Origin of the sequence: Apibacter sp. HY039, from assembly GCF_004023655.1 — a bacterium.
Classification (GTDB): domain Bacteria; phylum Bacteroidota; class Bacteroidia; order Flavobacteriales; family Weeksellaceae; genus Apibacter; species Apibacter raozihei.
Genome location: NZ_SAYM01000003.1, coordinates 85331 through 99756 on the forward strand (window position 1 = coordinate 85331; position 14426 = coordinate 99756).

14 protein-coding genes are annotated in these 14426 nt (G+C 30.2%); 6 read left to right on the plus strand and 8 right to left on the minus strand.

The window, feature by feature from the left end; genetic code table 11:
* Positions 1-40: 40 nt before the first annotated feature.
* On the plus strand, positions 41-763 hold the full coding sequence (locus EQ921_RS07775) for a DUF4197 family protein (RefSeq protein WP_128331212.1): 723 nt from the start codon (positions 41-43) through the stop codon (positions 761-763).
* 76 nt (positions 764-839) lie between these two features.
* Here the strand turns inward: EQ921_RS07775 and htpG are convergent, their stop codons facing one another.
* Positions 840-2723 (minus strand): molecular chaperone HtpG, encoded by a 1884-nt coding sequence (gene htpG / locus EQ921_RS07780; protein WP_128331213.1) that lies wholly within the window; start codon positions 2721-2723, stop codon positions 840-842.
* 154 nt (positions 2724-2877) lie between these two features.
* Here htpG and EQ921_RS07785 point away from each other — a divergent pair, with 154 nt between their 5' ends.
* Entirely contained in the window at positions 2878-3330 is a 453-nt protein-coding gene (locus tag EQ921_RS07785; protein WP_128331214.1) for a GNAT family N-acetyltransferase, read from the plus strand.
* Positions 3331-3352: 22 nt separating this feature from the next.
* Entirely contained in the window at positions 3353-3754 is a 402-nt protein-coding gene (locus tag EQ921_RS07790; RefSeq protein WP_128331215.1) for an OsmC family protein, read from the plus strand.
* 5 nt (positions 3755-3759) lie between these two features.
* Here the strand turns inward: EQ921_RS07790 and EQ921_RS07795 are convergent, their stop codons facing one another.
* The 5 genes from EQ921_RS07795 to EQ921_RS07820 all read right to left on the minus strand — a co-directional run bounded on the left by EQ921_RS07795 (position 3760) and on the right by EQ921_RS07820 (position 8842).
* The gene (locus EQ921_RS07795; protein ID WP_128152801.1) at positions 3760-5358 is read right to left on the minus strand and encodes an NAD(P)/FAD-dependent oxidoreductase; all 1599 of its coding nucleotides are present in this window, start codon (positions 5356-5358) and stop codon (positions 3760-3762) included.
* A gap of 12 nt (positions 5359-5370) precedes the next feature.
* On the minus strand, positions 5371-6885 hold the full coding sequence (locus EQ921_RS07800; protein ID WP_128331216.1) for a polyamine aminopropyltransferase: 1515 nt from the start codon (positions 6883-6885) through the stop codon (positions 5371-5373).
* Positions 6878-7090, minus strand: coding sequence for a DUF350 domain-containing protein (locus tag EQ921_RS07805; protein ID WP_128152799.1), 213 nt, complete (start codon positions 7088-7090; stop codon positions 6878-6880). Before EQ921_RS07805 ends, EQ921_RS07800 begins: the two co-directional genes overlap by 8 nt.
* A 207-nt stretch (positions 7091-7297) precedes the next feature.
* On the minus strand, positions 7298-8356 hold the full coding sequence (locus EQ921_RS07815) for a DUF4178 domain-containing protein (RefSeq protein ID WP_164875607.1): 1059 nt from the start codon (positions 8354-8356) through the stop codon (positions 7298-7300).
* Positions 8357-8491: 135 nt separating this feature from the next.
* The gene (locus EQ921_RS07820; RefSeq protein WP_128152796.1) at positions 8492-8842 is read right to left on the minus strand and encodes an S-adenosylmethionine decarboxylase family protein; all 351 of its coding nucleotides are present in this window, start codon (positions 8840-8842) and stop codon (positions 8492-8494) included.
* Positions 8843-9004: 162 nt separating this feature from the next.
* Here EQ921_RS07820 and EQ921_RS07825 point away from each other — a divergent pair, with 162 nt between their 5' ends.
* The 3 genes from EQ921_RS07825 to EQ921_RS07835 all read left to right on the plus strand — a co-directional run bounded on the left by EQ921_RS07825 (position 9005) and on the right by EQ921_RS07835 (position 12282).
* The gene (locus tag EQ921_RS07825) at positions 9005-9739 is read left to right on the plus strand and encodes a carbonic anhydrase (RefSeq protein WP_128152795.1); all 735 of its coding nucleotides are present in this window, start codon (positions 9005-9007) and stop codon (positions 9737-9739) included.
* Between the two features lie 56 nt (positions 9740-9795).
* Positions 9796-11142, plus strand: a complete 1347-nt coding sequence (mtaB, locus tag EQ921_RS07830) for a tRNA (N(6)-L-threonylcarbamoyladenosine(37)-C(2))-methylthiotransferase MtaB (protein WP_128331218.1) — start codon at positions 9796-9798, stop codon at positions 11140-11142.
* A gap of 267 nt (positions 11143-11409) precedes the next feature.
* Complete coding sequence (locus EQ921_RS07835) at positions 11410-12282, plus strand: AraC family transcriptional regulator (protein WP_128331219.1); 873 nt, start codon at positions 11410-11412, stop codon at positions 12280-12282.
* Positions 12283-12332: 50 nt separating this feature from the next.
* On the opposite strand, the gene serB is transcribed toward EQ921_RS07835, so the two are convergent.
* Positions 12333-13562, minus strand: a complete 1230-nt coding sequence (gene serB, locus EQ921_RS07840) for a phosphoserine phosphatase SerB (protein ID WP_128331220.1) — start codon at positions 13560-13562, stop codon at positions 12333-12335.
* A 38-nt stretch (positions 13563-13600) separates the two neighbouring features.
* Entirely contained in the window at positions 13601-14422 is an 822-nt protein-coding gene (folP, locus tag EQ921_RS07845) for a dihydropteroate synthase (protein WP_128331221.1), read from the minus strand.
* Positions 14423-14426 lie beyond the last annotated feature (4 nt).

Here is a 14426-nt window from a genome sequence, read left to right on the forward strand (position 1 = left end):
GTACCTTTTTTGTAAAGTAGTAAGCAAAAATATTGATGAAATGAAAATAAGTACAATTTCTAAACTAATTTTAGCCTCTACTTTTGTTATAAGTTTACAATCGTGTTATACACAAGGTTCTTCTACTTCTACAACCTCTACTGCAGGTTTAAATACAGTCAAACAGATGATGACCTCGAGTACTAATCAGGGTTTTTCTGTGTTAGGTAATTCAAATTCATTTATTACCAATGCTTTAATTGAAGCTGTTATGCCTGCTGAGCTCAAAAAAATTAATACAAAACTTGAAAATTTAGGTCTAAGCAGTCTGGTGACTAAAGAAAAAGAATATATTGGAAAGGCAGCAGAATCTTCTGTAAATGTAGCTAAGCCTATAATAACTTCCGCTATACAGGAAATGACTATTTCAGATGCTGTATCTATTTTATCCGGAGGTAAAGGAGCTGCTACGGAATATTTAAAAAATAAAACTCAATCTAAATTGATTGCTGCTATTCAACCTCAGGTAGAAAGTCAGTTAAATTCAAATGGATTAACCTCTTTAATTAATAATGCAACTAAAGATAAAAGCGTAAAAAGTGCAATTGATGCGTTATTAGGAAATAAACAATCTTCAACAAATTCGAATGTAAGTTCTTCCATAAGCCAATATGCATCACAACAAATTGTAGATGGCCTTTTTGAAGTTGCTAAAGATTATGAAATGAAAAATTCAATTTCAAAAAGTATACTTGGAACTTTGCTCGGAGGTAGTTCGAATTAATAATATTCAGTTAATATTAATATAAAAAAAGCCACTTAAATAAAAAGTGGCTTTTTTACGTTTACATATAAATATGCTATTTGATCATTTCAAAACTACGTTTGATAAAATCAGTTAAATCTTTACCTTTAAGAATATTTTGAGACAGTTTTGCCAAATCAAGAGCTTGTCTAATAACTTTGGCTTTCTCCTCTTTATTATCTTTGGATAAAATTTCTGAAGCCAGCGGACTATTAGTGTTTACTACCAGATTATACATTTCAGGGAAATTACCCATCATTCCGTACATACCACCTCCCAATTGCTGCATATCCTTCATTCTTCTCATAAATTCGGGCTGTGTTAACATAAAAGGTGCATCATTTTTGCCTAGATTTTCCAGCTCAATTGTATAAATTTTAGAATCAATAGCTTCTTCCAGTTCTTTTTTCAGGTTTTCTTTTTCTTCATCTGAAAGAACAGATACTGTTACTTTTTCTTTTTTAATCAAGTTGTTAATGTGATCTGCATCAACACGAACAAAAGATATATTTTCTTTAGAAGTTTCCAGTTTCTGAATTAAGTGAGATGTAATAGGAGAATCTAGAAGTAAAACTTCATATCCTTTATCTTTTGCTGTTTGAATATATTGATCCTGTTCATGGATGTTGGAAGCATAAAGTATGATTAATTTTCCGTCTTTATCAGTTTGAAAATCTTTAATTTTATCTTTAAGCTCATCAAATGTATAATAAGTACCATCAACAGTAGGATATAATGCAAATTTGTCTGATTTTTCAAAGAATTTTTCTTCTGAAATCATTCCATATTCAATAACAACCTTTATATCATTCCATTTTTTCTCATAGTCTTCACGGTTTTCATTCATTAATGAAACCATTTTATCAGCCACTTTTTTCGTGATGTAAGAAGATATTTTTTTCACAGCACCGTCAGCCTGAAGGTAGGAACGGGAAACATTCAACGGAATATCCGGAGAATCAATAACTCCTCGTAGTAACATTAAAAAGTCTGGAACAATTCCTTTAACTTCATCGGTTACAAATACTTGATTTTGATATAATTGTATTTTATCTTTATCAATATTTATATTGTTACCAAGTTTGGGGAAAAATAATATTCCGGTTAAATGAAAGGGGTAGTCAACATTTAAATGTATGTTGAATAATGGCTCATCAAACTGCATTGGATACAGCTCATGATAAAAAGCTTTGTAATCTTCCTCTTTTAATTCAGAAGGAGCTTTGGTCCAAGCAGGGTTGGGATTGTTAATGATATCATCTACAACTACTTTTTCTGGAGTAGCATCTTTATCTGCATCCTCTGGTAAAGGTAAAGTTTCTTCCTTAGTTCCAAATTTAATTGGAATAGGCATAAAACGATTATATTTTTGCAGTAATTCCCGTATTTTATATTCCTCTAAAAACTCCTGAGAATCTTCAGCTATATGAAGAATAATTTCAGTTCCACGATTAGTTTTATCTGAAGGGCCTAAATCAAATTGAGGGCTACCGTCACATACCCAATGAACCGCAGGTGCATATGTAAATGATTTGGTTATAATTTCCACTTTATCCGCGACCATAAAAGATGAATAAAAACCTAGACCAAAATGTCCGATAATACCTTCTTTTTCAGCATCTTTATGTTTAGATATAAAATCTTCTGCACCCGAGAAAGCTACTTCATTAATATATTTCTGCACTTCTTCTTCTGTCATACCGATACCCTGATCGATAATATGCAGTGTTTTATTTTCTTTATCTATTTTAATTTCAATGATAGGACTACCATATTCAACCTTAGCTTCACCAATATTGGTTAAATGTTTAAGTTTTAGAGTAGCATCTGTTGCATTTGAAACTAATTCACGTAAAAATATCTCATGATCACTATATAAAAACTTTTTTATCAGAGGAAAAATGTTTTCTACTGATACATTGATATTACCTTTTGCCATATGTGTTATATCTTTTATTAAAATTTATTTTCCATTAAAAATCAAAAAAAATACCAACTCATTAATAGTGACAAATTGACGTTTTCGAAATTTTAGATGCTTACGTATTAGTATTAATTAGTAACTTTGGTATAAAGTAAAATAAAGAAAATACATGATCATAAGAAAAGCAAAAAAAGAAGATTGTCCGAGATTATTAGAGTTAGTAAGAGAATTAGCGGAATTTGAAAAGGCACCTGAAGAGGTTACAATCAAAATTGATCAATTTGAAAAAAGCGGATTTGGTGAACATCCTGTTTGGTGGGCTTTTGTTGCAGAAGATACAAAATCCGGAAGGGTGGTAGGTTTTGCTTTATATTATATTCGATTTTCAACATGGAAAGGTGAACGTATGTATCTGGAAGATATTATTGTGAGTAAGGACTGGAGAGGGAAGGGAGTAGGTAGTAAGCTTTTTGATTCTTTGCTTAAAGAAGTGAAAAGTAATAATTTTTCGGGTATGACCTGGCAGGTATTGGAATGGAATGAACCGGCAATTAAATTTTATAAAAAATGTAAAGCCTCTTTTGATCCTGAGTGGATTAATTGTACTATTGAAAATAATTAAAAAATAATTAAATACGAATATTATGACTTTAGAAGTAATTTATCAAGGAGATCTTCACACAGATTCTGTTCATATTCAAAGTGGAGCAAAAATAGCCACAGATGCACCGGTAGATAATCATGGGAAAGGGGAAAGTTTCTCGCCTACCGATTTAGTGGCAAGTGCTTTGGCTAGCTGTATATTGTCGATTATGGGTATAAAATCACGTGAAATGAACATTGATTTAATAGGTACTCGTGCAGAAGTGACCAAGATAATGAATTCTTCTCCCAGAAGGATTGGTGAAATCAAGATAGATATTTATTTCCCCAATCTGAATTTAGATGAAAAGCAAAAAACTATTTTAGAGCGTGTGGCCCATACTTGCCCGGTATCCTTATCGCTTTCACCAGAGGTAGCTCAAACCATTTCGTTTATTTGGTAATCTCTTTACTTCAATAGTTGGTTTGCTGCATTTATTCCCTGTTGGAAGGCTTCTTCAAATAATGAATATCCTGTTAAATCAGTATGGGCAAAATATATTTTGTCGTTTATTGTTTTTGAAGCCTCCTTTTTTTCTTTACCAAAAATAAATCCTGGAACTGGAGCTATCATTCCATGACCTATTCGGTAAATTTCCATATTTTCAATGAAATTTTCAATATCAGGATGTGCTTTTTTTAGATCGTTAAGAATATAATTTCTCCAATAGTTTTCTGTTTTATTAAAAAGTTTTTTGCGTTCTAAATTTAAATCTGGACCTGAAAGGCATAAATAATAACTTATCACTTTTTTATCGTTTATCTGGTTTAAATTTTGATTCTGATTGTATATATACCCTAAGCCTTTTCCTTTATAAATCACATTATCCCATGAAAGAGGGAATTCACTATCGTGTAAGGCCGAATTGACAGTAAAAGTTGCAACAATCCAGGGACTATAATTAAAGTTTTTGGTAAATACATGTCTGTCTTTAATTAAATACTTGTTTATAAACTGAGGAGAGGAAACAATGACTTTTTCTGACTTTATAAGTGTAGATTGATTATTTTTTGAGTTAAATGCATGTACATGAACCTTATCTTTTTCCAAACCTACTTTGTAAGCCAAATGATTTTTATAGATATGGTTTATACAGCGTTTTTTAAGATGGGCTGCTAATCTTGCATTTCCTTCAGGCCATGTAAGAACAGCATCTGTCGCATATAAGTTTGCATTATTTTTTCTAGATGCAAAATAATGGATTCCAGCCCAAGCAGATACCGAATCTATACCTAAACCATAATCATCTTTACAACAATAATCGACATACCATAGCAATTCTTCAGCAGAAAAATTATTTTTTATCAACCAGTCTTTCATCGTAAGTTTATCGAGTGATTGTAGTGTTGTGTCCAGGCTAATAAATGAAAAAGGGATAGCAAAGAAAAATTTTCCATCAGCTCCTTTCATATTTCGGAATATATCCATTTCTTTTAAAAAACGTTTAAATTCCAATTCAGAATCTTTACTACGCGTTGACTTAGGAATAAGTCCTTCTTGCCAAGAATTATTTATAAATAACCGTTCGTGAGGAGCAAAAGATAATTGTTCTTCATCATAAACCGGAATTCCTTCTTTGTAATTAATTATTATATTAGATTCATAAAGGAAATTAAGTAACTCCTTATTTTCCTTATCTGGTAGAGGTAAATAATGCGCACCTCTGGGATATGAAGAAATATTATTTCTGCCTGATGATGCATTTCCACCAATTTCATCACTCATTTCAAGTAGTGCAAAATCTGTAATACCTTTACTAATTAATTGTCTTGCAGCGGAAAGCCCTGAAATACCTCCTCCAATAATTAAATATTTTACTTCTTTAATACCGGAAACCTCTGGAAAATTTTTACTCCATAGCCGATGTCCTAAAATATGATTAGTGCCGGTAAGGTTTATGAGTAATTTTTTTGCTTTTTGCTTACATTGAAGTAAAAAAGGAGTTATGAACAATCCGATAAATGAAAGTTTGAAAAATTCTCTTCGATTATAATTTTCTTTATTCATTTTAGCAGTTCTTTATTGAATCTTTCCCCATTCTTCATCAAAATACCTTACTAAAACCTGATTGTCTAAACGATTTACTTCAATATCCTTAGCTAACATGTCTTTGGTAAATAAGGTAAAATCATAAAAATTATATGTGTAGAATCGTAAATTACTTATTTTCCTTTGTATTTTATGAAAATCAGTTTTAGAAGATTTAGCAGATAAAGTAAATCCCCATTCTCCAAAAGAAGGAACATATACGTGATAAGCTTCAACTTTAGGAAAAACCTGTTTTATAGTTTCAGCGATGCACCAAAATGACCTTGGCGCAAAATATGGTGAAGTAGTTTGTATTGCAACTATAGCTTCTGGAGTAATTTTATTATATAAAGCTTTGTAAAAACCCACGGAATATAATTTACCTAAACTATAGTTAGAAGGATCCGGAAAATCGACAATTACAACATCAAATTTTTTATCGCAATTTTTAATCCAAATGTAAGCATCAGAATTAATAATTTTAACTTTTTCATTCCAAAGAGAATTGAGGTTTAGTTTCGTTAACAATGAGTTATTTTTAAATAATTTAGTCATCCCTTCGTCTAAATCAACCAAAGTGATATTTTTAACATCTCTATATTTAAGAACTTCTCTCACGGCAAGTCCGTCTCCTCCTCCCAGAATAAGTACATTTTCAACATTTGAGGCCAGAGACATGGCTGGATGAACAAGTGCTTCATGATATCTATATTCATCGGCAGAACTGAATTGCAGGTTATTGTTTAAATATAATCTGTATTCGTTGTGGTTATGAGTTAGAACAATTCTTTGATAAGAAGTAGAATGAGTATATACTATTGTTTCACCATACATTTTTTCTTCTGAAAAAGATAAAATTTTCTCAGAAAAGATAAAAGCAACCAGTAAAATTACAAAAGAACTTACAGCTTTAATTTGCAAAATAATAACATTTTTTAGCTCTCTTTTTAAGTGGAAAGCAAGAAAAATAGCAATACTGACATTTATCATTCCAAAAAACAAGGAAGTTTTCATTAATCCCAATTTAGGAACTAGTATAAGTGGAAAAAGTATAGAAGCGATCAATGCTCCTATATAATCAAAGGTAAAAACATTGGAAACTAAATCTTTAAAACCTATTCTACCTTTAAGAATGTTCATAAGAATTGGAATCTCTAAGCCTACTAAACAGCCGGTAAGAAACACAAGTAAGTAAAGTGTAAACTGAAAAAAACTAGCAATATTGAAGAGTAAAAAAAGTATAACTGAACTTAATCCTCCAATGAGTCCAACCAAAATTTCTACTTCAACAAATACATTTAGTAAATTTTTATTAAAGAATTTTGAAAAATATGAACCTATTCCCATGGAAAATAAGTAAACCCCTATAATAAATGAAAATTGTTTTACTGAATCACCTAATAAATAGCTAGCTAAAGCACCAGCAACCAATTCATATACCAGCCCACAGGTAGCGATTATAAAAACGGAAAAAAGAAGTAAATATTCGAACTTAATTTTATCCATGTATTGCTGCACTTATTATAAGTGAAATGCCTAATATAGATGCAGCTAATACAATAGCTAAAGCTATGTTGCCATTTTCTGATATTTCTTTCCAGGTTTTTTCAGGTGTAAGTTTTTCAATGATGTAATAGGATATAATTAAGATTAATAATCCTAAACCTGAAAATACTAATGAATTGATTATAACTTTTAATGATATGTCCATACTTATATTTTTATATATTTATTTATGATAAAAGAAAGATCTCGAATGATTTCTGTTTTGACTATTGCTTGTACTGGATTTTTCTGTTTTTGTACAATCACATATCCGGTTACCCGTGAATGTGTAAAGGAAATAAAAAAGTAATGCTAAGCAACCAATAATAAGTGATGTTTTATTGTTTTTAATAAAATGTAATAATTTCATAACTTAATTATTTTGATTAAACTTAATTCTATTATATAAAACGTTTACGACGAAAATAAGTACTAAAATAACAACTAAACTTCCAATAATTATCAATAGATTCCAATATGAAGGTTTTATCCATAATACTTCAATTTTCATTGAGTGTCTGCTTACACTTGATTTATCTGCAGACATGGTAAATTCCATGTGATACTTTCCTTTACCTACTCCACACAGTTTTACAATACCTTCACGGTTTCCTTCAGACCACGTTTCACCTTCGCTATATCCGTAATAATATTCAATATCTTTAAATGCATACTCTTTATTATTATTAGATTCATTTACCAAGACCATATCGCAACTAGTCCAAGAATTAGAAACGGAGGAATACAGTTTAATTATTAAATTTCCAACTCTATCTTCAACTTCAAATGATGGTGTAATAAAAACCTCATTATTATAATATTCAACATTAGTATCTAGAATTTCCTGATTTTTTTCTTTTGAATATGCCCAATAATGAAAACCAGCTAGAAATAAAGATATAAATATAAAGATTAAAGACATATTTTTCACATTAATTAAAAATGGCTGAAGGAGGCCATAACCTTTTTTAGGAGGTAATGACAAGCTTCCAAAAGCTATTTTCATTTCTTTGTGAGTAAAATATTTACCTACATAAATCGACTTTTCTAATGATTCCTCAATAGATAACAAATAGGGGGTGTTATCATATTCCAGAGTCTTATAAGGTAAAGATGGGTTGAAGTCGAAAAAGCCTAAAGCTGAAACTAATTTTACATTATTTTCTTTAAATTTTGAAGAAATAGAAGAGGGTAATTTATTTTTAGATAATTTTCTAACTTCTTTTAAATCTTCGACCTCTTTTAGTATAGTCCAATGACCTTTATATTCTGAAAGATAAATAAAATCTAATGTTTCCGATTGTAAAATATATTCCGTCCACTCATAAAATTCATCGTCTTTTTTGATTAGAATACCTGTTACAGTGTATTCTTGACTATCAAAAATACCTTTCTGGCCTAAAACTAAAATAGTATGGATATTTTTACGCAAAGATTTTAATAATTGCCAATTATTGGATTTAAAAACAAAGAGTCTTTTGCATTTGGCACATGCAAAATATAAGTAATTGTTTCCAAAACTTGAGGAGTTATTTTTAGAACATTTTGGGCAGCGAACAATCATAGGTTATCTATAAATTTCATGTTTAGAGATTATGTCAGCATTAAAGAAATATATATATTCTTCTGAAATATCTTTTACTTTTTGATTATTGTTTTGAAAATAATTACATAAATAAATATCAAGGGTCAATGTGCTAAGTTCCGGCCATGTATGAATGCAAATATGAGATTCTTTAAGACAAAATGCAGAAGTAAAACCACCGTTGTCAAAAACAAATGATGAGCAACCTACTTTTTCGAGCTCATACTTAACTAGTATTTTTTTCGTAAAAAATAAAAATTCATCTAAAGATAGCAGTTTGTTACTTTCATTAACTTTTAAAGTTAATAAAGAGTGAAGACCAAGGTAATTCATAAGAACTATACAACAAATTAAGTTTTGCAAATATATAAAATACGTTTTTATTTTTATTATATTTATAATGTTGAAAAATTAGTATAAAATAATTAACATAACTTTAACTTGATGGCTAATGAGATACTCTTTAATTTTGCATAAATTAAAATATTACACTAAATGAAAAATAAATTATTTCTTATCGGATGTTTAGCTTTTTCTTTTGTTTTTTCACAAAACCACCATTGGGGGTATGACGGAGAAGGTTCGCCGGAACACTGGGGGGAAATGCAAGGTGGTGAACAATGCGGAAAAGGTAAGTATCAATCACCTATTAATATTACCAAGTCTAAGCTTGATAAAAAATTACCTAAGATCATTTTTAATTATGGTTCTGGTGAAATTGATGAAATAGAGGATAATGGTCACTCTTTGCAATTCGATTTTAAAGAAGGTAGTACTATAACGTACAATAACAAAGTATATACTTTAGCTCAGTTTCATGCTCATGAAGAGTCAGAACATAAAATTGACGGTATCAGATATCCTTTAGAACTTCACTTTGTTCACAGAGCTCAAGACGGTTCTGTATTGGTAATAGCAGTTATGGTAAAAGACGGACCTGAAAATTCATATTTTGAAAAACTGGATGTATTTAAAAAATTAGGTAAACACAGTAAAGAAGAGACTCATATAGTATTTAATCCTGAAAAAATGTATCCAAAAAAGAAATCGTATTATACCTACGTAGGATCTTTAACTACACCCCCTTGTGCTGAAAATGTTACCTGGATAGTGTTTAAAAATCCTATTGATATGACTGAGCAAGAAATTGATGAAATAGCAGACCACTTACCTAAAAGTAATAATCGTCCTATTCAACCACTTCACGACAGAATTATTTTAAATAATTAATAATTAATGAGAAGCTATTGATTTTGACTGACAAAAAAATATATTAATTTTGCAATATGTTAGACAATACAAAATCAGTAGCTTTTCACACTTTAGGGTGTAAATTAAACTTTGCAGAAACTTCTACAATAGCCAGACAATTGCTTGAGTTAGGTTTTAAAAAAGTTCTTTTTGATGATAGTGCAGATGTGTATATTATTAATACATGCTCAGTTACAGATAATGCTGACAAAGAATGCAAAACCATAGTTAAAAGGGCTTTAAATAAAAATCCGGAAGCATTAATTTGCGTTATCGGATGCTATGCTCAGCTAAAACCTAAAGAAATTGCAGAGATAGAAGGCGTAGATTTAGTATTGGGAGCTAAGGAAAAGTTTAATATATATAAATACATACTTGAATTAAAAAAAGATTCGGACGCTCAAATTCATTCATGTGAAATTGATGAGGCTGATTTTTTTGTAGGTTCTTACTCGATAGGCGATCGAACACGTGCATTTCTTAAAGTACAGGATGGTTGTGATTATAAATGTACTTACTGCACAATTCCATTAGCAAGAGGAATTTCCAGATCATCCACACTTGAAAATGTTTTAATTCAGGCTCAGGAGATCTCTAAGAAGAATATTAAAGAGATTGTTTTGACAGGGGTAAATATAGGAGACTATGGAAAAGGAGAATTTGGAAATAAAAAGCATGAACACACTTTTTTTGAATTAGTAAAAGAATTAGACAAAGTTCCCGGTATTGAAAGAATACGCATATCTTCCATAGAGCCTAACCTGTTAAAAAATGAAACCATTGACTTTGTTAGTCAGTCAAAAGTATTTGTACCTCACTTTCATATACCCTTACAATCGGGCTCAGATGATATATTAAAGAAAATGAAACGCCGGTACTTGTCCGGACTATACAAAGAAAGAGTATCTAAGATACGTTCAGTTATTGCAGATGCTTGTATTGGAGTAGATGTTATTGTAGGATTTCCTGGAGAAACGGAAGAAAAGTTTATGGAAACCTATAATTTTATACAAAGCTTACCTATTAGTTATTTACATGTATTTACTTACTCTGAAAGGGAAAACACTGAAGCTATAGCTATGGAGGGAGTAGTTTCAATAAGTGAAAGAAAAAGAAGAAATAAGATGCTTAAAATTTTATCTGAGAAAAAACGTCATGCATTTTATGAATCTCAATTAGGTAAAATTAAAACAGTATTATGGGAACATGAAAACAAAAATGGAATGATGTTTGGTTATACAGAAAATTATGTGAGAGTAACTCAGCCATATAATGAAAAATTAATAAATCAGTTAGAGGAAATTTATCTGGATTCTATTGATGCGTCAGGTAATGTATTAGTGAAGTCAGCAATATTTCATAATACATTTGTTATTGGTTAGAGTTAATTTACTCATTAAAAACTGTTTTTGCTATATATGAAAGAAGAATAGAGAGATTTGCATATATCGAGCCTCTAACCAATAAACAAATTCTACATACACACTATTTACTAATTAGTATTTTAACTAATCGTATTTCAAAGGTCTAAAAACTAAGGTGAAATATACAGATCAATATTTCTCTAAAAGTGTTCTAAAAGTCGAATACATAAGTTTTAGATAAGTACAATTTATTAATAATTAGTAAAACTATCATTTTTCTGAGTTATGAACGGACAAGATGAAAAAATTCATAAAATAACATTAAGTAATTATCCTGTCAGTAACACTGAAACTACTATTAAAAATTTATTAATTCCGGATAATTCTTTTCCGGTTGTAATCCATCAGTTATATATAGTTGAAGGCATAATTATTTGTATATGTAAAGAGGGTAGAGGTAAGGTTAAAATAAACATGAACGAACATGAAATTGTTCCTGATAAAATTATATTTTTTATGCCAGGGCAGGTGATAGAGCCTCTTGTCTGGGGAGAAAATATTAAATTACAATCTTTATTTTTTTCAATCGATTTTTTGCTGGAATTTAATCCTGTATTTGACATAAAAACCATAAATAAAATAAGGAATATTCCTTGTTTAAGTATTAGTAAGGATATAATTCATAATCTTAGTGATTTTCATTCTTTAATTGTTAAATATTATGAAAAAGATACTCATATTTTTCAGGAAAAAATTATCAAAACAATATTGCTAGCGTTTTTAACGGAGCTTGCCGGGATATATTATTCAGTCGAAATTGAAAAAAACTTTGTTTCTATAAGAAAAGATGAATTGTATAATAAATTCATTCAATTATTATTAAAGTTTCATAAAAAAGAGCGAAGCGTAGGGTTTTATGCCGAGAAAATGTTTTTAACACCCAAGTATCTGTCTAAGATTATTAAGGATATAAGTGGAGTATCTGCCACGGAGTGGATAAACAGAATGGTCATGATTACAGCCAAAAATTTATTAAAAACCTCTAATTTAACTGTTCTGCAAATTTCAGAGGAATTAAATTTTCCAAATCCCTCTTTTTTTAGTAAATTTTTTAAAAAAAACAGAGGTTTATCTCCAATAGAATATAGAAAAAAATAAATTTAGCAAACTTATCTTTAAAAATATTTACCAGAATTTTGCTATAAATACTATGAAATATTAGTCATTTCAATGTCCTCAGAAGAATCCTTATATCCTAAGAAATACAATATTCCATCTAATCCGACGGTTGATAAAGCATGATTAGCATTTTTCTTAACAGTAGGTTTTGCATGGAATGCAATTCCCAGACCAGCTATGGAAAGCATAGGGAGATCATTGGCACCATCGCCTACAGCTACAGTTTGTTGTATGTCTATATTCTCAATCTTAGATAAAAGTTTTAAATATTCTGCTTTTTTCTTACCATCCACAATATCACCTAAATAATTACCGGTCAATTTTCCATCAATTATTTCGAGGGAATTAGCAAATACATAATCAAAACCAAATTTATCTTTTAAATAATCTCCAAAATATGTAAATCCTCCGGAAATGATTGCAGTTTTATAACCGCTCTTTTTTAAAATGCTCATCAATCTTTCCAGCCCCTCGGTAATGGGTAAATTTTCAGCAATTTCCCTTAAGACACTCTGATCTAACCCTTTTAACAGTTTGATACGTCTTTTAAAACTTTCTGAAAAATCAATTTCACCGTTCATTGCAGATTCAGTTATGGCTTTCACTTCTTTGCCTACTCCAGCTTTTTCTGCAAGCTCATCTATGACTTCTGTTTGTATTAACGTAGAATCCATATCAAAACAAATCAGTCGACGCATACGTCTGTATTTGTTTTCTTCCTGTAAAGCAATATCTATAGTTAATTCTGAAGATAAAGTTAAGAATCGGTTCTGTATTTCTTTAATTTTAGATAAGTTGCCACGTACTGCAAATTCAAAGCAAGTTCGGTTAATATGTCTGTCTAAAGGTATTCGTTGGGTAAGACGAATAATTCTTTCAATATTTAATTCGAATTCCAATAAAACCTGAGACACTTTTGATATTTGTAAAGCACTCAGTTCTTTTCCTAAAATATGAATAATATATCTGTTTTTTCCTTGAACTTTCACCCAGTTATTATATTCATCTTCAGATAAAGCACGAAAACGAATACCGATTTCAAGGGTATTAGCTTTAAAGAGCATTTCTTTTAAAATGTTTCCGGAACTTCCGTTTTCCGATTTAAATATGATAGCTAAGGATAAAGATTTATGTATGTTAGCCTGACCAATATCAAGAATTGTAGCATTATATTTTCCTAGAATTTCTGTTAAAGCCGTTGTAATACCGGGTTTATCCATACCCGTAATACTAACTAAAATTATTTCTGAATTTTGCATATTGTAATTGAAGGGATAAAAGTAAGAAGTTTTTTAATTTATTTCAACAAATTCCATAATTTTATAACTTGTTTAGCCTCTTTTACATCATGAACTCTTAGAATATTTGCTCCTTTTTGTAAGGCATATAAATTTACGGCCGCGGTTCCGGTTAACGCTTCTTCTGCTGTAGCATTCAAAGGCTGATAGATCATTTTCTTTCTGGAAATACCTACATATATAGGTAAATTAAATACGGCCAGTTTATCAAGGTTTTTCATTAGTTCAAAATTTTGATCTATATTTTTACTAAATCCAAAGCCCGGATCCAATAATATATCAGTTACTCCTTGATTTCTTAATTCATTAAGTTTTTCTGAAAAATAAAAATTGATGTCCAGAATTAGGTTGTTGTAATTAGTAAAACTGTTCATAGTTTGAGGTGTCCCTCTCATATGCATCAATACATAAGGAACATTTAAACGTCCCATAGTTGGAAACATTCGAGAATCAATGGTTCCTCCGGATATATCATTTATCATCGCTGCTCCTTCATTAACAGTTTGTTCCGCTACGCGAGACCAAAAAGTATCAATAGATATTTTTATATCAGGAAACCTTCTCACTAGCTCCTTAACTACAGGTAAAATCCGATCAATTTCTTCCTTATCAGAAACTAATTTAGAACCTGGACGTGTAGATTGACCTCCGATATCAATTAAATCAGCTCCTTCATCTAAAAGTTTTTCCACCTGAATTATAGCATGATCGATAGTTTTGTATTTACCCCCATCAAAAAATGAGTCAGGAGTTAAGTTCAATATACCAGCAATTTTTGGAACATCAAAATTGATGAGTTGACCGTTAAGGTTAATTGTCATTTTT

What these genes read in the sequence shown, in the direction of transcription:
- EQ921_RS07790 (WP_128331215.1), top strand. Translation starts at nt 3,353, where the DNA reads ATGACTTTAGAAGTAATTTATCAAGGAGATCTTCACACAGATTCTGTT.
- EQ921_RS07775 (WP_128331212.1), top strand. Translation starts at nt 41, where the DNA reads ATGAAAATAAGTACAATTTCTAAACTAATTTTAGCCTCTACTTTTGTT.
- EQ921_RS07835 (WP_128331219.1), top strand. Translation starts at nt 11,410, where the DNA reads ATGAACGGACAAGATGAAAAAATTCATAAAATAACATTAAGTAATTAT.
- EQ921_RS07805 (WP_128152799.1), bottom strand. Translation starts at nt 7,090, where the DNA reads ATGGACATATCATTAAAAGTTATAATCAATTCATTAGTATTTTCAGGT.
- htpG (WP_128331213.1), bottom strand. Translation starts at nt 2,723, where the DNA reads ATGGCAAAAGGTAATATCAATGTATCAGTAGAAAACATTTTTCCTCTG.
- serB (WP_128331220.1), bottom strand. Translation starts at nt 13,562, where the DNA reads ATGCAAAATTCAGAAATAATTTTAGTTAGTATTACGGGTATGGATAAA.
- EQ921_RS07825 (WP_128152795.1), top strand. Translation starts at nt 9,005, where the DNA reads ATGAAAAATAAATTATTTCTTATCGGATGTTTAGCTTTTTCTTTTGTT.
- EQ921_RS07800 (WP_128331216.1), bottom strand. Translation starts at nt 6,885, where the DNA reads ATGGATAAAATTAAGTTCGAATATTTACTTCTTTTTTCCGTTTTTATA.
- EQ921_RS07795 (WP_128152801.1), bottom strand. Translation starts at nt 5,358, where the DNA reads ATGAATAAAGAAAATTATAATCGAAGAGAATTTTTCAAACTTTCATTT.
- EQ921_RS07820 (WP_128152796.1), bottom strand. Translation starts at nt 8,842, where the DNA reads ATGAATTACCTTGGTCTTCACTCTTTATTAACTTTAAAAGTTAATGAA.
- mtaB (WP_128331218.1), top strand. Translation starts at nt 9,796, where the DNA reads ATGTTAGACAATACAAAATCAGTAGCTTTTCACACTTTAGGGTGTAAA.
- EQ921_RS07785 (WP_128331214.1), top strand. Translation starts at nt 2,878, where the DNA reads ATGATCATAAGAAAAGCAAAAAAAGAAGATTGTCCGAGATTATTAGAG.
- folP (WP_128331221.1), bottom strand. Translation starts at nt 14,422, where the DNA reads ATGACAATTAACCTTAACGGTCAACTCATCAATTTTGATGTTCCAAAA.